The sequence below is a fragment of the Nostoc parmelioides FACHB-3921 genome, from assembly GCF_014696625.1.
In the GTDB taxonomy this organism is placed as follows: domain Bacteria; phylum Cyanobacteriota; class Cyanobacteriia; order Cyanobacteriales; family Nostocaceae; genus Trichormus; species Trichormus parmelioides.
This window is the reverse complement of the sequence record NZ_JACJQL010000017.1, coordinates 49,910-70,202: the sequence shown is the minus strand read 5'-3', so window position 1 is coordinate 70,202 and position 20,293 is coordinate 49,910. Positions and strand designations below refer to the sequence as shown.

The following is a 20,293-nucleotide window of genomic DNA, read 5'->3' as shown; positions in this document are numbered from 1 at the left end:
GTTCCCCTCTAATTTGGCGTTTGTCTGTATTAATAATTCCCAGGCTGTGTGGGTGGTTTAGCACTAAATTCCTATTTTGACCGAAACCTTATGAATCTGTCATGAACTTCATGGAATCACTACAATATACAGAGCAGTTATACATTAGTTACCCAGGATAGCGTTAATCATGAAAGCATTTGTAGCAGGAGCAACAGGTGAAACAGGTCGCCGCATCGTCCAAGAGTTGATAGCGCGGAATATTCCTGTACGTGCTTTGGTACGAGATGAACAAACAGCTAGAGCTATTTTGCCTCCTGATGCAGAATTAGTGGTGGGTGACGTGTTAAACCCAGCTAGTCTAACTGCGGCCTTGGGTGATAGTACTGTAGTATTGTGTGCGACTGGTGCAAAACCAAGTTTTGACCCTAGCGGGCCTTATAAAGTAGATTTTGAAGGCACTAAAAATCTAGTGGATGTGGCAAAAGCCAAGGGAATTGAAAATTTTGTCTTAGTAACTTCTTTGTGTGTCTCCCAGTTTTTCCATCCATTAAACTTATTTTGGCTAATTCTGGTGTGGAAGAAACAAGCGGAAGAGTATCTGCAAAAAAGCGGACTTACTTATACGATAGTTCGTCCCGGTGGTTTAAAGAATGAGGATAACTCAGATGCGATCGTTATGCAAAGTCCTGATACTTTATTTGATGGTAGTATTCCTCGGCAAAAAGTAGCCCAAGTCTGCGTCGAATCCTTGTTTGAGCCAGGCGCACGCAATAAAATAGTCGAGATTGTCGCTAAACCAGAAGCTAGTTCCAAAACTTTTACAGAATTATTTCAACAGTGTTAATTAATAGTCCATAGCCAATGACTAATGACCATTTTTGAACTTTACCGGAATTGCTGCGTCTATTTTTGTTGTTAGATTAAAGAGCGAATTTGCAAGGAGTGAGAATCTGAAAGGCTTTGAACTCAAAGGGGCAGAAAAATTCATTGGCCCTATAGCCGCACTTCTCGGCTTTGTGTATTTATTTCAATGGTATATATTTGGAGAATTGCGATCGCCTTCTGATCCCATCTTTGGAAATAACTTACCACCTTTGGTAATGAAAGGCGGTGATCCCCATATTCGCGCTTTAATGCGAACAATCTCCGCGAGTGAAGCCAATGGAAACCGTCCATACTCTTTGTTATACGGTGGACAACAGGTAACTGACCTGAGCAAGCATCCTGAGATATGTGTCACTATCGTCACAGGCCCAAACACAGGTAATTGTTCCACTGCGGCGGGAAGGTATCAAATCATCAACACTACTTGGTTTGAAATAGCCCCCCGCTATCATCCCAAACCATCACAAATGATGTTTTGGTCTTCCTACAGTTTTGAGCCAGAATATCAAGATTTGGTTGTTTACCGTTGGCTAAATGATTCGCGGGTTTGGGGGGTGGATATTTCTCAACTACTGCGCCAAGGCAAAATCAATGACGTTTTACGGCGACTCTCCCCCACTTGGACAAGTTTAGGTTACGGCATAGAAACAAATTCTATTAGTCGTTCTCTGCCTAGAATTTATCAGAAAATGTTGCAAGAGGAATTAACTACGGCAAGTCAATAGTTATCAGTTAAACCTTATGTAAAGAAATTATTGAGTTGCTGCACAAATTCTAAGGTATTCTCAAAGTGAATATTATGGGCAGCATTACTAATTGTTTTAAGTTGAGATGCTGGGGCTATCTTCGACATATTTACATTGATATCTATAAATTTTTCATCATGTTCACCAACAAGTAAAAGTAAAGGAATTTGATTATTTTGCAGTTTTCCCCATAAAGAGGGCTGGCTACCAGTTCCCATAAATTGTAATGATTTAACTAACTCATGGGGATGATTTTGCAATCGACTTTCTATCATCCTGGCAAACTCCGGATGATTTTTTATATTGCCAAAAATAGTCTGACTATACCAATTGATTAAAAAAGCTGTGAAATCGTTTTTTTCTAAACTTCTCCCTAATTTCTTAGCTATTTGGGCATCACGTTTAATTCTATCGAATCGTTCTGCTTCCGTACCTAAACCTGGAGAGGCTGACTCTAAAACTACTTGATAAAAACGTTCAGGAAAATGTAGAATCAGATATAAGCCTAACCTTCCGCCCATCGAATAGCCGACCAAAAAACATTTAACGATTTCTAATTTATCTAATAAATTAATTAAGCCTTGAGCAGTATTTGCCATTAAGTAATATTCGTCTCCACCCAATACTTGAGTTTTTCCATGCCCAGGTAAGTCAAGTTTGAGATATGAAAAATCATCGCCTAGTAATTCGATAACTGCGTCAAATTCATCAATATTCCCCATGAAGCCGTGGAGTAAAAGAATCACAGGTTTATCAGCATTGCCAGTTAGCGAATAGTTAAATTGGTAATTCTCTATAGTCAAGTCGCTTCGCTCCAATTCAAAATTTAAAATACCCTTTGCTACGCAACGCTACCGCCTAGCTTGCCTCCCCGTAGGGGTACGGGTTCTCCGCAGGAGTACAAAATTCGCGCATTAAAGACAATTAGTGGGGGCTTGTTGGCGTAGCCTTAGAGTAGGGTACCCACCACTAATTTAAGACCGCTAAATTTTCAATGTTTAGGGGGCTGGAAACCCAAAATTAATTAATTCAAAATTATTCTTATTATTCATTTTGAATTTTGAATTTTGCATTTTGAATTCAAAAAAGGTCATACCCCTATTCTGTAACTTCCCGGAATATGTAGCTTCTCCTAACGGAGAGGCTACACAAACACCAACACAATAGCTCAACTTTTCATGATGAATTTTGAATTGATTCGTCCCTAATCCCTCGCACAACGAAACCCAGCAAAAATCTGACGAACCTGGGGATGATACCAATTGCGGAAACTAGGACGCAGTACCCAAGGACGCGTTGCCCAACTACCACCTTTTAACACACGATGTTTTTGGTCAAAATAAACTTGCGCGTAACCTTTGTATGGGTAACTTTGAAAACCCTTGTAACCATCAAACCAAGACGCTGTCCACTCCCAAACATTTCCTAAAGTGTCATATACACCATAGGCACTTTGCCCAGCCGGGTAAGCATTGACTGGGGTGGTTGTATCGCCTAAGCCTCGTCTTAGTCCATCACAATTACATTTTTGGGGTGTTGGGATATCTTCCCCCCAAGGATAGGTGTGGCGACAGCTAGCTTTGTCATTCCAACTTGCGGCTTTTTCCCATTCAGCTTCTGTGGGTAAACGCTTACCAACGAACCGTGCATAAGCTTCGGCTTCATACCAACTAACACCATATACTGGGTGATGCTCTGTGGCAGCACTGAAGTGATTCCAGTAAAGTGGTTGTATTACTGGCTCCGTTTGTAACCATTCCCAACCTGCGACTGACCACCATTCAGGGTTTTGATACCCTCCAGCCTCCATAAATACCTCATATTCACCACAAGTCACGGGGTAGCGGTCAATCCAGTAAGTATCTAAATAAACTCTATGTGCTGGACGCTCATTATCTAAAGCATCAATAGAATCGTTACCCAACTCAAACTCACCTGCGGGAATTTCCACCATTTCCCCCACAGAACTTAAGTTTTGACCATTGACTATTGACTTTTGACCATTGACTATTGACTGCTGACTATCAAGTAATTCCAACACCATAGTTATGATTTCGCAGTGTTGGCTTTCGTGCTGAATTAAAAAGCGCCAAAGTCGTTCTTGCTGTTGGATATCAGCTGCTTCTAGATATTCCAGAGTCTTTGCTCTCACTGTATCTAAGTAATAAACGATTTCTGCTATTTCTGGTAATTGGACTCGTTGTTTTTTCGGTAAACCATCAGCTGCGAATAACTGACGATATTGGGGAAATAAGCATGGTAAATCAGCACTATGTTCTAATACCCACAGAGATTCTATATAGGCAATATGTCCCAAATGCCAACCCACAGGACTAAAATCAGCATGAGGTTGACAACAGAATGTAGCTGCATCCATACCTACAAATAAACTTAGGGTTTTAGTGCGACATTCCTCCAAAGCAAAAGCAATCAACTCTTTCACACTAGATGCTTTCAATTTTGATATCACAATCCGCTCCCACACTGATAATGCTATTTTCTGGACAAGCAGTCCAATTAGCTGCAAATAATGGTTCAGATGCAATAATGACAGAATTAGGGAAAGTTAAATCATCTTTGAGCCAATACAGTGATGGGGGTGATGAAGATGAAGCAAAGCGGGAGGCGATGAGGCGATGACCATCACTAAAAACTACATTCGCCGAAGCATTAACTTGATGACGTTTTGCCATCTCCCATAACATTAGTAAAGTGTTACGTAAAACCGACTCTACAGAACGATGTTTATTACTTTGTATTTGTGAAAGTAGTAATGCAAAAATATGCTCAGAATCAGTACTACCATTGATATGTTCGTAAAAATCTGGGGTTAAAGTACTGCGGAGTTTGCGATGTAAGGTCTTGCGAAAATTCTCAATGTACCCATTATGAATAAAGAGGGACTGCTTATAATGAAATGGCTGACAGTTGGCAAAATCTAGAGCTTGTCCGGCTGTCGCACTCCGCACATAAGCTAAAACACATTTAGATTCTACATAACGACTCAGACTCGGCAAATTAATATCATTCCAAATAGGGAGAGTATTTTTATAGGTAAAAGGTTCAGTATCTTTTTGGCTATGATACCAACCCACACCAAAGCCGTCTGCATTTACCACCCCAGAAGTCATTTCGCGGGGTTGGTAACTTTGAACTATCAACGAATGTTCTGGTTTATACAAGAGATATTCCAGAGAAACAGGCGCACCAAGGTAGGCAAGTAGACGGCACATAATTAAAGAATTTGCTCCTAATTCCTGTATAGAATAAACTGTGTTGAGCATTATTGATGCAATACCACATCAATTTCAGTCATTCGTCATCTTTAAGTATTTGTATTATTTGTAGGGTTGTCATTGCCAAAGACATTCAGGGTTGTGCGAGCAATGCCCCATAAAACTTGCCTTAAGCCCCTATATAGTTCAGAAATAAAACAGTAGCCCTATAGTTTAAAAACAAATGGGGCGCAGATTATCAACACTGTAAATTTGCTCTTATTATGAAACCCGCCTCTACTTTCATTCAAAAGCATGAGCGAGTTTGCTCTTTATTTTATGGGTCGCCCGGGATTCGAACCCGGAACTAATCGGTTAAAAGCCGAGTACTCTACCGTTGAGTTAGCGACCCTTGCGGTTTGTTTCGCAACTTTGCCATCATAGCATAAACATCCATAGACTTGTAAAGGGGTTTTAGAAAAAACTTGCCGATAATCTTACAGATGCTTTGTAGTTAGCGCCTGGCTCTAGCACCGTCAGCTTTTCACCAGTATTCAGGGAGTTACGAGGAGCGCTCCAAGGTTCTAGACAATAGAATTCTTTACCCTTCAGCGTCCAAAATACCAACATTGAAAAAATATCATCAGCATCCAAAGTTAGTTTAAACTGCCGATTACGGTCGATGACACTAGCAGACTGACTGGTGATGTGACCAAAGGCAAAATCGATTTCATCACGGTTAAAGTCAAAATTGCCATTAAAAGGATAAACTTCCTTTGTTTGCTGGTTCTGATACTCCTGGGAGGGAATGTCAAACTCCAGTTGATTTTTATCCCCAGTCAAGAAGTAAGGATGGAATCCAGCAGAGAAGGGCAATTGGGTAGATGACAGATTGTGGTATTCCTGGCGAATTTCTAGAGTATTTCCTTGTAGTACGTAAGTGAATACTAGTTGGAAATCGAAAGGATAAACCGCCTTTGTCTGTTCGTTGCTGCGGAGAACTAACGTCAGTGTAGCTGTGTCCTTAGTGGTCTGCTCAACTACTTCCCAGGGCAAATCACGAGCAAACCCATGTTGTTTGAGTGTGTACTGCTGACCGTTGAGGGTGTAAGAATTATCTGGTAAGTTGCCGCAGATGGGAAAGAGAATTGGTACTCCACCTCTGACGCTCAAATCTGGATGAGTGAAGCGTTCAGCGTCTAGGTAGAGAATTTCCTCTCCCTTCACACGCCAACGGGTAATAATACCGCCACGTTCTGGTACAACTTCCAGTTGAGAACCAGCCGTTTCATCAGAAAGGATATAGGTTTTGTACTGTTGCTGTTGAATGGCAATACTAAACACAAGTTGAGTCCTCAGAGGCTAGGGGCTAGAGGTGAGGCGTTGGGGTTCAGAGGCTGAATATATAATTCCTACTCCCTCATCCCCAATCCCCAGTCCTCAATTTATTCGTCTTCTGCGAAGACAAAGCGATATAATTCGCTGGGGTCTGGTTCAGGGCTACTTTCTGCGAACTTCACCGCATCGTCAATCACGTCCTGAATCTTGCGCTCAATGGCTTTGAGTTCTGCCTCATCTGCCAAGTTCTGCTCTATTAGATAAGCTGCTAGCTTCTTAATCGGGTCACGGGAAAACCAAAATTCTTTCTCAGCTTTGCTACGCATTTCATCTGGGTCTGCCAAGGAGTGACCACGGAAACGGTAGGTTAGGGCTTCTATTAAAGTCGGGCCTTCACCAGCACGCGCACGGGCTACAGCTTCTTGAGCGACTGCACGCACCGCCAGCACATCCATGCCATCTACTTCTACGCCAACCATGTTAAAGACGCTGGCTTTTTTGTAAATCTCTGGGTCAGAAGTTGCTCGGTCGTGAGCCATACCAATAGCCCACTTATTATTTTCTACCACGAAAATAATTGGCAGTTTCCAAAGAGCAGCCATATTCAGAGTTTCAAAAAACTGCCCATTGTTAGCAGCACCATCACCGAAGAAACAAGCCGTTACTTGGTCGGCGTTGGGGTCTCCTAACACTTCGCGGCGGTATTTACTTTGAAAAGCTGCACCAGCTGCTACAGGAATTCCTTCCGCGACGAAAGCATAGCCGCCTAATAAGCCATGTTCGGCAGAAAACATGTGCATGGAACCACCACGCCCTTTACTGCAACCTGTGGCTTTGCCAAATAACTCCGCCATGACTTCTCTAGCTGGGACTCCAGCACTCAAAGCATGAACGTGGTCGCGGTAGGTACTGCTAACAAAATCTTCCCCTGGTCGCATCGCTTGAATTACGCCAGTAGAAACTGCTTCTTGTCCGTTGTACAAGTGGACAAAACCAAACATTTTGCCCCTGTAGTACATTTCGGCACATTTGTCTTCAAAAAAACGCCCCAAAGTCATGTCTTCGTATAAGAGCAATCCTTCTTCTTTGGTGATTTTGGCGTTGGCAGTATTAAATTGAGGTATTGTGCGTTCTTGAACCATTATTTTTTAGTATTCCTGTCTAAAATCGAAATTTACCATTTTAAATAGGTTGTTTTCTGAGTAATTTTATTTTCCCCAGCAGGGTTTACTAGAGTGAACAACCAACTTTTCTACACCACGAAGAATTATGGGAAATAGTAGAGAGTAAATGCTGGAATCTTGTGTTTCTGAGATATTTATCTGGGAATATCTCACTGTAACAACAATATTCTTTCTCTCAGTCTGACTCATCCCTATTTCAGTTCATAGACTATCACCCAGAATAGCTCGGTTTCTGCATACCGATGAACAATTTCCAGGAAATAAGAGTGACGACTCCTCAATGTATATGAGGATTCAGTTTTGATTTTCATTCGTGTAAAGTGGTGTAGCCATAATTATTTTCCCAGTTAGAAGACAAAGGAGAAGGGAAATTAAGATGTAGGTAATTTTTCTGCCCAGGCTATGCCAATAGTGATTACATCGGATTCCTATATTTGTGTAGTTGCCATAAAAATATAGTTATGATATTATCTTGTTCTTTCTGTTATCCGCATCTACCATTAGCAGTGGTGCATATTTAACTCCTGAATCAGAAAATTTTCTGATAGAGGATTAATTGTACTTATGTGTAAGCACAACATTCGTACTCAAAAACAATGATTCTTATGTTGGTTTTACAGTAACTTAATTATTGATAACAGTTATTTTCAGCAGAAATACTAAGAATTAAGACAAAACATCAACATTTCCTAGCCAAGGAATAGAATATGACACAAATTTTTGGGAAGATACAAAAGTAATTGTTGCAATATACACTTATAGTGTAAGTTCACCACGGTATTATTCACCGTACGATTATGGCACGGTTTTACAAGCCTGGAATGGTCTAGGTGAATTATGTTGATCACGGTGCAGGGGAAGTACGCTGTGCGAATTCCGCTAGATTACTACCGAATTTTAGGGCTACCGTTAGCGGCAAGTGATGAACAACTGCGACAAGCATACAGCGATCGCATTGTCCAATTGCCGCGACGGGAGTATTCTCAAGCAGCAATTGCTTCCCGTAAACAACTTATAGAAGAAGCTTACGTGGTTTTATCAGATCCAAAGGAACGCAGCAGTTATGACCAGCTGTATCTTGCTCACGCCTACGACCCAGACAACGCGGCTACAACCAAAGTGGCAGTGGAAAATTGTGGGGACAGCAATAATGGTCATTTCGATGTCCAAAGCCTGAGCATCGAAGTTTCCTCCGAGGAATTAATTGGTGCTTTATTAATTTTGCAAGAGTTGGGAGAGTATGAACTCGTACTCAAGCTAGGTCGTAATTACTTAGGTAATCAAAACGGCAAAGCACCCACCAGAAATGGCAATCATCGCACGTCTGAAGAATTTCTCGATAGTTCTGAACGTCCAGATATTCTCCTAACTGTGGCTTTGGCCTCTTTGGAATTAGGCCGGGAACAATGGCAACAAGGCCACTATGAAAACGCTGCTCTGTCTTTAGAGACTGGACAAGAAGTTTTGTTTAGTGAAGGCATCTTCCCTAGCGTCCAAGCAGAAATCCAGGCTGATCTTTACAAATTGCGCCCTTATAGAATTTTAGAATTACTTGCCTTACCCCAAGAAAAAACCATTGAACGCCACCAAGGGCTGGATCTATTACAAAGCATCTTAGACGATCGCGGTGGTATTGATGGTACAGGCAATGATCAATCAGGCTTAAACATTGATGATTTTCTCCGATTCATCCAGCAATTACGCCATCATTTAACAGTATCTGAACAACATAAGTTGTTTGATGGCGAAAGTAAGCGCCCCTCGGCTGTGGCTACATACTTAGCTGTTTATGCTTCCATCGCCAGAGGATTCACCCAACGCCAGCCTGCTTTAATTCGTCATGCCAAGCAAATGCTGATGCGTTTGTCTAAGCGACAAGATGTGCATTTGGAGCAGTCCCTGTGTGCGTTATTACTAGGGCAAACTGAAGAAGCCACACGAGTTTTAGAACTGAGCCAAGAATACGAAGCTTTAGCTTTAATTCGAGAAAAATCTCAAGATTCACCCGATTTGCTGCCTGGTTTGTGCTTATATGCCGAACAATGGCTGCAAAATGAAGTTTTCCCCCATTTCCGCGATTTGTCCAGACAACAAGCTTCCCTGAAAGATTACTTTGCTAATCAACAAGTACAAGCCTACCTAGAAGCCTTGCCCAACGACGCGGAAACAACTAATGAATGGGCTGTAATTAACCGCCAATCTTTTTCTCAACCCAGGGGTAATTCTTACTCTGGAGGAACGCCAGTCGCCAAACGTACCCCAGGGAGGGCAAACAGGCCAGGAGATGCGTCCACAAGACAGATGCCACAACGTAGTCATCCATCAGAGGTAAATCGACAGTTTCATCAAAACAGAAGCCCTGATCCCGAATTACCAGAAACTTCAAACCACAGAAGACCAGAGTCTTCCAATTTTACAACCGCAAGAGAAAATATATCTTCCACAGCTGCTTACACTGATAATTATCCACCAGAGGTACCTGTGGAACGCGCCAGCAGACCTGTTCAGCAGGGTATAAGTGGTTATACTCAATCGACACCTCCACGGCAAACTTCTAAACGCAGAAGACGCAAGAAGCCACAGGAAGTTGTCAACAGAGGACACAGTATTCATCAGCAACGCCAACCCTCCCCTAGCACTCTAGGCCGGAAAACAAGATTACTTTGGATAGTCTTGGGTTCGTTAGGCGGAATATTCGTGTTCTGGCTGATAGTCTCAACGACTTTTGGCTGGTTAAAGAATGTATTCTTCCCAGCACCGTCTTTGCAAGGTGAGCAATTATCGATTCAGATTAGTCAACCACCTTTAGAGATTCCTGACAAAAATGCCGAGATACAAGTCCCAGAGGAGGGTCTGGCAGAAGAAACGGCTAAGAAAATCATTGAAAATTGGTTGGCTACCAAAGCTAGTGCTTTAGGGGCTGAACATAAAATAGAGAGTTTAAACGAGATTTTAACTGGTTCAGCTCTATCTCAATGGCGGCTAATTGCCTTGCAAGATAAAGCCGACAATCGTCATCGAGAATACAGTCATAGTGTCAAAGTGGACTCCATCAGTAAGTCTGATATAGATCCCAATCGTGCCAGCGTAGGGGCTACAGTCAGAGAGTTGACCCAATTTTATGAGAATGGGCAAAAAGGGAAGTCTTCTGACGAAAGATTGCGTGTGCGCTATGAATTGATTCGACAAGATGATATTTGGCGGATTCAGAGGATGTCAGCCGCAATAAATTAACTATGAATTTTTATATCTAAATCAACTAAACTCAAGTTGTTTGTCTCTAGTGACAATTGGTAATTCAGAATGAACAAAGTCAGGTTTATCTGGGTTTTGGCATTTTGAATTGCTCTAAGGCGCGTGCTTGAGACTAATGACTTTGCTTAATCCCTATGATGATTCATGACAGAAACTTTGTTTCAGGCTTATACACCCCTGATTCTGTGGATAGGTTTGGGTTTATTGATATTTAGATTTTTACCTACGTGGTTACCGCAATTTTTGGGTCGTGGTCTTTACTGGGTAGGAGTACCGTTGGAACTGGTGGCATTAGCTCGGAAAGGCAGCCAGAGTGAAATTGTTGGTGCTGGGAGTACTCCCATACTAGCATCATTAATTACCTTTATGGCATTGTTGCTGGGTTTATTTGCCGCGTTGCTGGTGTGGTGGGGATGGCAACAAATCTCACCTCATTTGTTTAAGCCTGACTTAAGTGAGTCAGTTTCTCGCCCTTGGCTGGACTCTTCTACTAAAGGTAGTTTTTTGCTGGCGGCTGTTTTAGGCAATACTGGTTTTGTGGGTTTGGCGATCGCACCATCTTTAATCCATGTTGATAGTCTCAATTGGGTTGTTCTCTTCAGCATTACCCACAATGTCATCGGCCCCTACGGTATAGGTGTCTTAATCGCCAGCTACTTCAGCCATACCAAGTCTAATAATCGCTGGTGGATGCAGCTGTGGGATCTTCTTACTGTACCGCCTCTATGGGCGTTTCTCATTGGGACTCTCACACAATCAATAAAGTTACCGGACTTTGTGGAATCGGGATTACAGGGTTCTGTTGATGTTGTTATTGCTTGTGCTTTTCTCTTGACTGGTATTCGCTTGGCACAACTACAAAGATGGCAAAGTTTCCAACTGGCGCTGATCCCCACTGTGTTGCGGGTTGTTATTACACCCTTACTGGTAGGTTTAGTGACAACCGTGTTTTTGGGTTTGTCAGGCGATCGCCGTTTAGCAATGGTGTTAATGTCGGGAATGCCCTCAGCTTTTGCTGGTCTCATTTTGGCAGAAGAGTACAACCTCAACCGTGATTTAATCGCCAGCAGCATCATGCTCTCAACTCTTCTATTACTGCTGATCCTGCCCTTGTGGATTCAAGTTTTTGGGTGAGTCCGGTGTATTGTTATGAAATCTTGATATAAAATTGGGGATCACCAATGTGAATATCAAGATTTCATGACAATATGATCCCCCCAGAGCTAATAAGTTCGTCAATTAGGTAAAAAAGCCTGTTGACACCTCTTGATCCCAGACAAGAGTTAGTAGTTAATATTTAGTTAACAAACTTAATAAATTGACTCCTCCAATCCTAAAGTGCTGATTTTGGCACAAGTAAGGAGTTGAAAGGGAGTGTCCCCTCTTTTAACAAAAGACTAAAAACACACACTTAGCAAAACCAGGAGTCAGGAATAAGAAATTCATCTGGAAGGGATGATCTTTTATCAAGCATTCTATAACCAGGGGAAATCATTTACCTTTCAAACTACTGGAGGCCAAACAAATGGCGAAAGAACGCCCACCGCTAGAAGAGATGACATTAAGGCAACTACGAAGAGTTGCCAGCGAATTCAGCATCTCTCGCTACAGCCGAATGCGTAAATCACAACTGCTGGCAGCAATTCAAGAAGTCCAGCGAAATAAAGCTTTGCTTAACCCATCTCGTTCACTGGAGGCACAGGAAACCGTGGAAGCCGCGAAATTTGAATTAGGACAAGAAGATCGTACTGGTGGCTCTCTGGCTGATGTTGATGAAGGACTAGCAGACCTACCTGGTGGTTACGGTGACAGCCGGATTGTCCTTCTACCACGCGATCCTCAGTGGGCTTATGCTTACTGGGATATTCCTAACGATCATAAAGAAGAATTGCGCCGTCAAGGGGGACAACAACTAGCCCTGCGGATTTACGACGTTACTGACGTTAATCTGGATTACCAAAGCCCCCACAGCATCCAAGAATATCCTGCGGATGAACTAGCAAGAGAATGGTATCTTCCTATTCCGGTGAGCGATCGCGATTATGTACTCGATATCGGTTATCGTGCAGTAGATGGTCGTTGGTTAGTCTTAGCTCGTTCTGCCCGCGTCCACATTCCCCCGGTCTATCCTTCTGATTGGATTGAAGATGTCTTTATCAGCGTCAACTTTGAAGAAGACTTACGCGGTAAGACACTGTACGAATTAGTTCCCCCTGCGAAGAAAGCGCCTACTGTGGCTGCTGGCGCAAATGGCAGCAACCCCATCTACGACCACATCTTTGGCTTGGCAGAGTCAGCCGAAGCCCAACGGGTTGCAGGCTCTCTGTTCGGTTCTCAACAACACGTTGCTGGTTCCGTGCGTCCCGAACAAGCCATCAGTTCTTATATCTTCCCCTCTGGTGTAGGTATGTGGGCAGTTCCCACCGCCTCCGGCTTAAATATGTCCGGTGTGGGAATGTCTGGTGTCGGCTTCTCCGCTTCCGCTATCCCAGTACGTCCTCGCCAGTTCTGGTTAATTGCTGATGCTGAGTTGATTGTTTACGGTGCAACCGAACCCGACGCTACCGTGACAATTGGCGGCCGTCCCATCAAACTAAATCCAGATGGTACATTCCGCTTCCAGATGTCCTTCCAAGATGGCTTAATCGACTATCCTATTTTGGCTGTGGCGGCTGATGGTGAGCAAACACGCTCAATTCACATGAAGTTTAACCGTGAAACCCCATCTCGTAACACCAACACCAAAGAAGAAGCTGTTGTGGAATGGTTGGCTTAAGAAAGTAGGACGCAAAAGGCAGAATAATTTTAAATTGATAATGATATCAAGCCTTTAAAGTCTGTTTATTCACAATTGAAATTTTGAATTATTAACCGCTATAGTCATGCTGTAGCGGATTTTTATTTTATATGTATCTTCAAAAACTCGTTGCTTTATCTGTATTTATCGGTGCTGTCAGCTTATTGTCAGGTTGTAGAAAAATCGATGCTAGTTCAGCACCAAAAGCTGTCCAAGTTTGTCCTGGGGAAGATAACCAATTTAGTATGGCATTTTTTCAGACTAACAATCGAGGTGAAAAGTTTGCTAAAGGTATTAATCATGTAATTATTTTCAATCCCAGATCGGTAGCTTTAGATTTTAAAGTTAATCTTGGTTTATCTCATCAGTTATATACGAAAGATGCTAGGGGTAAAATTCGCCGAGAATATATCCCAAAACAATTTAATGAACTAATTTCTGATAAGAACTCTACATTAAATGGACAACGACCAATAGCCGCAATTAACGCCGATTATATAGATCCTGAGAATAAACCCCAAGGTTTAAATATTTCTCGTGGAGTAGAATATTCAGGAGATTTTAAAAATAAACGTTCCTCCTTTGGTATTTCTGGTGGTAAACCACAAGAACGGAAAGCGACAATTCAAGCGGGAAGGAGAGACATTAATATATTGAATTACAACTTAGTAGGCGGTAACGGGAGATTTTATCGTCAGGGTAAATTTAAAGATATTTGTCAAGATTTGGGTGAATTTGCTTGTAAACAAGCCACGAATCGTTCTATGGCAGCTATTACCAATAAAGGTTATGTTATTTTATTAGTAAATGATATAAAAGCTAACTCTAATATTGAAGTAAATGCGACTAATCAAGAGTTAACACCAGATAAATTCGATGATGTTTTAGAAGGTATTGCTCGCCAGAATTGTTTAGGGAAGATTCAAGAAGGAATTTTATTTGATGGTGGAATGTCGCCTGGATTGTATTATAACAAGAAAATCTATATAGAAAATCCCGGCCCTATTGGTTCGGTATTTTTAATTTATAAAAACTCAAATTAAGTCTTAAATCGTGAAAAATTACACAATTTTCCACAGCCTGTTTTCAATGTTTCCCCATATATTCTTTGAACTAATTAAGAGCGTATTTGAAAAGTGGTTAACGGTGATTTTCAGCACTTGTTGATCTCCCCTAACCCCCCTTAAAAAGCTATCCATTATAAGCATTTTTAAGTTGCATAATCCATTGTGAAGGCCGTTGACCGTTAACAGTTAACAGCCCTTATTAGTAGTTGTGCAATTTAGACCCGCATTAGCTTATCCTATTCGAGTAACGTAAGTAGCTTACGCAGCAAAGGTATAGATAGTTGCAATTCATCGGATGTGAATTGAGATAACAGCTGTTTCTCTTTCTCAAACAAAATAGGCATTACAGTATCCGCAAGCTGTATTCCTTTGGGAGTTAGTTGCACCATGACACTGCGCCGATCCTCTGCATCACGGACACGTATTACTATACCATCTTGTTCTAGACGGTCAATCCGGTTTGTCATTGCGCCTGAAGACAGCATGAGCAAACTATAGAGTTCAGTAGGTTTCAATCGAAAAGGTTGTCCCTGCCGTCGCAGTGTGGCTAACACATCGAATGACCACAGGTTCAAGCCATACTCAACAAGTATATTTTCTCGATGCTTTTCCAGAAGACGGGAAATTCGCAGTACCCGCCCAATTATGCTTACGGCTGAGGTATCCAACTGCGGCGATTCCTGTTGCCATTCCTCAAGAATGATGTCGATTCGATCTTTGTTCATACTGCCATTTTATCTTGACATCGAGATTCTTGACTTTTATCTTTATTTTAAGTATCTTGATATCAAGATAAATTTACAAGCATCTTCTATTCTTCTCACAAAACAATAACCATGACACCCATACGTTTAGGTCTCCAGGGGTCTGTTCTTAATGGTCAAAGCTACTTGTATGTTCTACTAGCATTGCTGAACGGTGCTATATTGCCGATTCAAAGTAATCTCAATGCACAATTAGCGCGATCGCTCAATTCTGTACCCCTAGCCGCAGATATTTCTTACCTTGTCGGCTCAATTGCGTTGATTAGTTTGTTATGCACGGGTTGGTTTGGTCGTCCAGATTGGTCTGCTTTAGCCAAAGCTCCCCGATGGAGTCTGATGGGTGGTTTATTTGGAGTTTGGTATATTACCTCCAGTACTTACTTCACCTCTATTTTGGGGACTACTTTGACTCAGGGGTTAATTATCTGTGGACAAGCGATCGCTGGCTTAGTGACTGACCATTTTGGCTGGTTGGGAGTTAACCGTCGTCGCCTGAGTGCTAATCGTCGCCTTGTGATGGGATTGTTAATTGTGGCAATTTTTTTGCTTTCGCTACCAACCTAATACTTTTCAGTATCATCTTATGGAAATCTTCTTAGCATTGCTTGGTGCTGGCTCGGCTGGTGGCTGTTCAACAATTGGCGCAGCTGCCAATGCTCGATTAAAGACAATACTCCACTCCCCAATAGCCGCAGCAACAATTAATTTCGTAGTTGGGTTTAGTATCCTGACATTGCTCCTAGCACTAGGTATTTTCCAACCCTACAGGCTTGACTTAATTTCTATTACTCCTTGGTGGGCATTTTTAGGTGGCTTGCTAGGTGCAATCTTCGTAACCTTAAGTAGTTTAATAGTTCCTAGATTGGGTTTAACTACAACTACTTTAGTTGTTGTCTTTAGCCAGATGTTTATGTCACTAGTAATTGATCAATTGGGATGGTTCGGTGCTGTTAAATATCCGATTACCACACCCAAGATATTAGGAATAGCCACATTAGTAGTAGCGATCGCAATTAATCAATTGGACAAAAACTATTCTGAGCAAAACTTTAAGTAATGCCTTAAATAAGGTTGAACAACTGGATTTTTTAAATCAGTTACTCACAGTGAAATTCTATAACCACACAGTAACATTTTTTCTCCCTCTATCCCCTTACATTTAAAATTACAGTAAAAACTATGGAATGGCTTAATGAACCTGCTAATTGGTCGCATTCAGATCAGCAAATTATTGTTACAACCACACCAAAAACTGATTTTTGGCGTATGACTCACTATGGTTTTATTCGTGATAGTGGACATTTCTACTTTGACCGAGTGAATACAAATTTTGTGGTCGATGTCAAGATAAAAGGAAACTATCAATATTTATACGACCAAGCAGGAATTATGATTCGTGCTGACGAGCAACATTGGATTAAAACAGGGATTGAGTATGTAGATGGAGTACAAAATCTGAGTGCTGTTGTCACTCACAACTATTCAGATTGGTCATTCACACCTCTGCTAAATCCTCCTAACATTTTTCAGCTACGGGTTGAGCGATGTCAAGAGGCAATTCATATTGCTTATTTAGATGAATATGGCCGCTATGTTCCATTTAGAATGGCTTATTTTCCAGTTCTGCAAGACATTCAAGTCGGAATTATGTGTGCATCGCCACAAGGAAATGGGTATGAGGTAATTTTTGAAGATTATAAATTAACTAAAAAAAGTGATCTGTAATCATGAATATTAAAGATTTAGTTGAGTTAAGCAATATTTCGCCAACGGTATCGGAGGATCGCTAAATGTTTACTCCATACCGTCACCTGGCAACGGCTCTAGAAATTTGAAAGCAATCACATGAGCATCAGCATCAGCGACACCCAGTGTTTTGAGAATAATTTTAGCGATTTGCTCAGGGTAATCTGGCTCTGTCTGTCCTTCTAGAATGCTACGCATTGCCATCAGCCCTGTTCCCAAAATCAGATCGATCGCTGCCTGTAAGCTATCAACTTGAAATCGTTTCAGTCGTATACCTGCTTCCAGGTCAGTCATCACGCCTCTTTCTATGGTTTCACTCAGTGGGGCGGCGATTAATCCAATTCGCACAATCACCCATCCCCAAGTAGAATCCTGAATTGATTGATGCAGAAATTGGCGAATGGCGATCGCCATTCTTTCGGCAGGGTCATCAATCGCCACAGACTGCGCCCAAATCTTTTGATTCATCTGATCACTTAGAGATGCCGCAACCGCTTTCAGCACATCCTCTCGTGTTTGGAAATAGTTATAGAACGTTCCCCTAGCAACGCTGGCTTCTGCAATGATGTCGTCAATCGTCACGGCATCTGCTTCTTTGCGAGCAAATACTCGATAGGCTGCCTCAATCAGACTAGTTCTTGTCCGTTCCCGTTTTTCTAAACCGATTGATGCGCGACGAGATGGCTTCATATTGCAGCATGAAGATAGTGATGAACTTAGTCTAATTGAAAATTGACACTTCCATCAAAATGACGTTAAAGTCAAAATGACATTTACGTCATTTTACTGGCATCGCCCAACAAACGCTAATCACAAGCAACAGGAGTGTCATTGATGCGGATAGCTATCATTGCTTTGGGAAGTCGAGGGGATGTTCAACCTTATATTGCATTGGGGAAAGGTTTAAAAGCAGCAGGTCACATTGTGCGGCTATTGACCCATGAAAATTTTGAGGTGCTAGTTACTTCGCATGGTCTGGAGTTTTATCCCATGTACGGTAATGTGCAAGAAATCATTGAAACCCAGGAAATGCGTGATCTGTTGGAAAAAGGGAATTTTATTACCATTACCTCACACACAGCAAGATTAACCAAACGAGCAACTATAAATTGGGTAAAAAAAGGTTTAGTGGCTTGTCAGGGTATGGACTTATTGCTAACAGGAGTTGGGGGACTGTACCTTGGTCTTTCATTGGCACAGAAATTAGAACTGCCATTGCTTCCAGCCTATGTCTTTCCCTTTACACCTACAACACAATTTCCTGGTGTTCTGTTTCCCCAGTCCATAGCCAGATTCGGAGGTGCTGTGAATTGGCTATCCCATCATTTGATTAGACAGATAATGTGGCAGGGATCTCGCATAGCCGATGCAGCAGCAAGAAAGCAAGTGCTGAACTTGCCCGCAGCCTCATTTTTCGGCCCCTACAATACCAGCAACTATCCAACCCTCTATGGTTTCAGCCCATCTGTAATTCCTAAACCATCGGATTGGCAGAATACTCATGTCACTGGCTACTGGTTTCTGGATGCCGAACCCAATTGGAGTCCACCCCCAGCCCTCATGGAATTTCTGCTTGGTGGTAAACCTCCTATATATATCGGGTTTGGAAGTATGGGCAACCGAAATCCAGAACAAACCGCAGATATTATCTTGCAAGCGCTGGCAAAAACTCAACAACGAGCTGTTATGCTTTCTGGTTGGGGTGGTCTGCATAAAGAAAATTTGCCAGACAGCGTTTATCTGGTGGACTCCATACCCCATTCATGGATATTCGAGCGTGTTGCGGCTGTCGTGCATCACGGTGGTGCGGGTACTACAGCTGCTGGTCTGAGGGCTGGTGTTCCGACGATTATTATTCCGTTTTTTGGAGATCAAGGCTTTTGGGGGCAACGTGTAGCCTCTTTAGGGGTTGGTACCGAACCGATTCCACGCAAACAACTCACTGCGGAACGACTTGCACAAGCGATTCAACTGGCTGTGACAGATCAAACGATGCGTCAGCGTGCGGCTGATTTAGGGGCAAAAATCCGAACCGAAGATGGAATCGCAAATGTAGTGGCCGTCATACAGGAAATCGAAAACATTAGGGCTGCTTAATGAAGACCCTCTAACTTGTTGACGAAAAAAGGTAGGGAGCAGAAGGAAAGAAAAATGCTTGTTGGGTTCAAGCCCCAACGCCAGTTGCTACAACAGAGGGAACCTCCACAACGCACTGGCTCCCCTACAATAATTTTATTTTTTCTTTATAAATAACCAGTCTCTAAGTTTGGTCAACTTTCAAAATTGGTTTTAGGATTTGAGAAAAATTCGTAACCTCGTCTGAGGTCACTAACTGTTTTAAATATTTTTGATACAGGCTGACCGTATTTTACTGATACAATTTCACTAATAAATGCTGCTCATTGAGTTAAAACTTTGTCTCCAAAGTTACACTCTCTATACAGGTTATTCTCTAAAATTTTCATTTGCGCTCATTCACACACCTACGACGACAATATATAAAATCACAAGTTAATTCTCATTTTTTGATTCGCGTAAGATCTTCCGCGAACTAACTCCCCTTTTCCACATCCCGTGAAAAGTTAGATACGATCGCCTACTACAGCTTTAATTTCAGGTTCTTAACGTTTTTTACCAAAACGCCGTTGCATAATTAAGCCGCAACCCAATCCCGTAAATACACCCAAAAGAGTTAAGGGTTCAGGAACTGGTTCAAGTATAGGATTACTTACTATCAATTGCGATTCACCCGCACCATTGTCTATATCGACGATACCAATACCAACCAAGAAATTACCAGCACTCAAAAAGGTATACTCGTAGTTTCCACTCAAAATCAAAGGATTAATGACTCCATTAATCGTTACAAAAGCTTTATCTAAAGGATCTGAGGTGTTATTAAGCTGCCAGTTAAAATTAAGCTTATCACCAGCTTGTACTAATAAAGTTTTCTTGATGGCAGAACCTTGAGTAGCACCAAAGAAAGAATCGGGAGCCAAACTATCAAGACTACCAGGAGCAATTTCTAGGAACTCTTCTAGAGATTCCATACCGCCACCGGTGAAAGCAGTCAAGGCAGTACCTGAATTAGCTTGAGCTTGATTTTGTGTTATCGGGTCAACATCACCAATTTTGTCCCAATTAGTGAAATCCAGGCTGATAGCATAACTAGGGCTAGCAAGCAACCAATTACCAACACTCAATAAACTAACAGTGCTTGCGGTCAATAGTGAACGCTTGAAAGTAATAAACATAGGTGTAGTTAGTGGATGAAAAAAGTTTTAAATTCAAAAAACAGAAACACGCAGAGCCTT

At 41.9% G+C, this 20,293-nt stretch carries 19 protein-coding genes and 1 tRNA gene; 10 read left to right on the top strand and 10 right to left on the bottom strand.

Annotated features, from left to right (window positions below):
- Positions 1-169: 169 nt before the first annotated feature.
- Together H6G14_RS13840 and H6G14_RS13835 are read left to right on the top strand one after the other, a co-directional pair.
- Entirely contained in the window at positions 170-826 is a 657-nt protein-coding gene (locus tag H6G14_RS13840; RefSeq protein WP_190567955.1) for an SDR family oxidoreductase, read from the top strand.
- Between the two features lie 142 nt (positions 827-968).
- The gene (locus tag H6G14_RS13835) at positions 969-1,592 is read left to right on the top strand and encodes a glycoside hydrolase family 24 protein (RefSeq protein WP_338421193.1); all 624 of its coding nucleotides are present in this window, start codon (positions 969-971) and stop codon (positions 1,590-1,592) included.
- Between the two features lie 14 nt (positions 1,593-1,606).
- Here H6G14_RS13835 and menH read toward each other — a convergent pair whose 3' ends face one another.
- The 6 genes from menH to pdhA all read right to left on the bottom strand — a co-directional run bounded on the left by menH (position 1,607) and on the right by pdhA (position 7,308).
- Positions 1,607-2,416 (bottom strand): 2-succinyl-6-hydroxy-2,4-cyclohexadiene-1-carboxylate synthase, encoded by an 810-nt coding sequence (gene menH / locus H6G14_RS13830; protein ID WP_190567954.1) that lies wholly within the window; start codon positions 2,414-2,416, stop codon positions 1,607-1,609.
- Positions 2,417-2,817: 401 nt separating this feature from the next.
- Complete coding sequence (gene egtB / locus H6G14_RS13825; protein WP_190567953.1) at positions 2,818-4,083, bottom strand: ergothioneine biosynthesis protein EgtB; 1,266 nt, start codon at positions 4,081-4,083, stop codon at positions 2,818-2,820.
- Positions 4,058-4,846, bottom strand: coding sequence for an ergothioneine biosynthesis protein EgtC (gene egtC, locus H6G14_RS13820; RefSeq protein ID WP_190568007.1), 789 nt, complete (start codon positions 4,844-4,846; stop codon positions 4,058-4,060). The genes egtB and egtC overlap by 26 nt, the downstream gene beginning before the upstream one ends.
- A gap of 322 nt (positions 4,847-5,168) precedes the next feature.
- A tRNA-Lys gene (locus H6G14_RS13815) sits at positions 5,169-5,240 on the bottom strand.
- 62 nt (positions 5,241-5,302) lie between these two features.
- Complete coding sequence (locus H6G14_RS13810) at positions 5,303-6,172, bottom strand: aldose epimerase family protein (RefSeq protein ID WP_190567952.1); 870 nt, start codon at positions 6,170-6,172, stop codon at positions 5,303-5,305.
- A gap of 101 nt (positions 6,173-6,273) precedes the next feature.
- On the bottom strand, positions 6,274-7,308 hold the full coding sequence (gene pdhA, locus H6G14_RS13805; protein ID WP_190567951.1) for a pyruvate dehydrogenase (acetyl-transferring) E1 component subunit alpha: 1,035 nt from the start codon (positions 7,306-7,308) through the stop codon (positions 6,274-6,276).
- 879 nt (positions 7,309-8,187) lie between these two features.
- Between pdhA and H6G14_RS13800 the strand changes: the two genes are divergently transcribed.
- From H6G14_RS13800 to H6G14_RS13785, 4 genes are all read left to right on the top strand, one after another.
- On the top strand, positions 8,188-10,584 hold the full coding sequence (locus H6G14_RS13800; RefSeq protein ID WP_190567950.1) for an IMS domain-containing protein: 2,397 nt from the start codon (positions 8,188-8,190) through the stop codon (positions 10,582-10,584).
- 165 nt (positions 10,585-10,749) lie between these two features.
- Entirely contained in the window at positions 10,750-11,739 is a 990-nt protein-coding gene (locus tag H6G14_RS13795; RefSeq protein WP_190567949.1) for an AEC family transporter, read from the top strand.
- A 391-nt stretch (positions 11,740-12,130) separates the two neighbouring features.
- Entirely contained in the window at positions 12,131-13,381 is a 1,251-nt protein-coding gene (locus H6G14_RS13790; protein ID WP_190567948.1) for a DUF4912 domain-containing protein, read from the top strand.
- A gap of 131 nt (positions 13,382-13,512) precedes the next feature.
- Positions 13,513-14,445: a phosphodiester glycosidase family protein gene (locus tag H6G14_RS13785; protein ID WP_190567947.1), complete on the top strand. Its 933-nt coding sequence runs from the start codon at positions 13,513-13,515 to the stop codon at positions 14,443-14,445.
- Positions 14,446-14,705: 260 nt separating this feature from the next.
- On the opposite strand, the gene H6G14_RS13780 is transcribed toward H6G14_RS13785, so the two are convergent.
- Positions 14,706-15,194: a MarR family winged helix-turn-helix transcriptional regulator gene (locus tag H6G14_RS13780; RefSeq protein WP_190567946.1), complete on the bottom strand. Its 489-nt coding sequence runs from the start codon at positions 15,192-15,194 to the stop codon at positions 14,706-14,708.
- A 111-nt stretch (positions 15,195-15,305) separates the two neighbouring features.
- Between H6G14_RS13780 and H6G14_RS13775 the strand changes: the two genes are divergently transcribed.
- From H6G14_RS13775 to H6G14_RS13765, 3 genes are all read left to right on the top strand, one after another.
- Positions 15,306-15,797, top strand: a complete 492-nt coding sequence (locus tag H6G14_RS13775; protein ID WP_190567945.1) for a DMT family transporter — start codon at positions 15,306-15,308, stop codon at positions 15,795-15,797.
- 19 nt (positions 15,798-15,816) lie between these two features.
- Entirely contained in the window at positions 15,817-16,290 is a 474-nt protein-coding gene (locus H6G14_RS13770; RefSeq protein ID WP_190567944.1) for a DMT family transporter, read from the top strand.
- A gap of 122 nt (positions 16,291-16,412) precedes the next feature.
- The gene (locus H6G14_RS13765; RefSeq protein ID WP_190567943.1) at positions 16,413-16,958 is read left to right on the top strand and encodes a DUF1349 domain-containing protein; all 546 of its coding nucleotides are present in this window, start codon (positions 16,413-16,415) and stop codon (positions 16,956-16,958) included.
- 69 nt (positions 16,959-17,027) lie between these two features.
- Here H6G14_RS13765 and H6G14_RS13760 read toward each other — a convergent pair whose 3' ends face one another.
- A complete protein-coding gene (locus H6G14_RS13760) occupies positions 17,028-17,669 on the bottom strand; it encodes a TetR/AcrR family transcriptional regulator (protein WP_190567942.1) in 642 nt (213 codons plus the stop codon).
- Between the two features lie 144 nt (positions 17,670-17,813).
- Here H6G14_RS13760 and H6G14_RS13755 point away from each other — a divergent pair, with 144 nt between their 5' ends.
- Positions 17,814-19,076, top strand: a complete 1,263-nt coding sequence (locus H6G14_RS13755) for a glycosyltransferase (protein WP_190567941.1) — start codon at positions 17,814-17,816, stop codon at positions 19,074-19,076.
- A gap of 173 nt (positions 19,077-19,249) precedes the next feature.
- On the opposite strand, the gene H6G14_RS34335 is transcribed toward H6G14_RS13755, so the two are convergent.
- Positions 19,250-19,369 (bottom strand): IS4/Tn5 family transposase DNA-binding protein, encoded by a 120-nt coding sequence (locus H6G14_RS34335; protein ID WP_422394075.1) that lies wholly within the window; start codon positions 19,367-19,369, stop codon positions 19,250-19,252.
- 231 nt (positions 19,370-19,600) lie between these two features.
- On the bottom strand, positions 19,601-20,233 hold the full coding sequence (locus H6G14_RS13750; RefSeq protein WP_190567940.1) for a PEP-CTERM sorting domain-containing protein: 633 nt from the start codon (positions 20,231-20,233) through the stop codon (positions 19,601-19,603).
- Positions 20,234-20,293 lie beyond the last annotated feature (60 nt).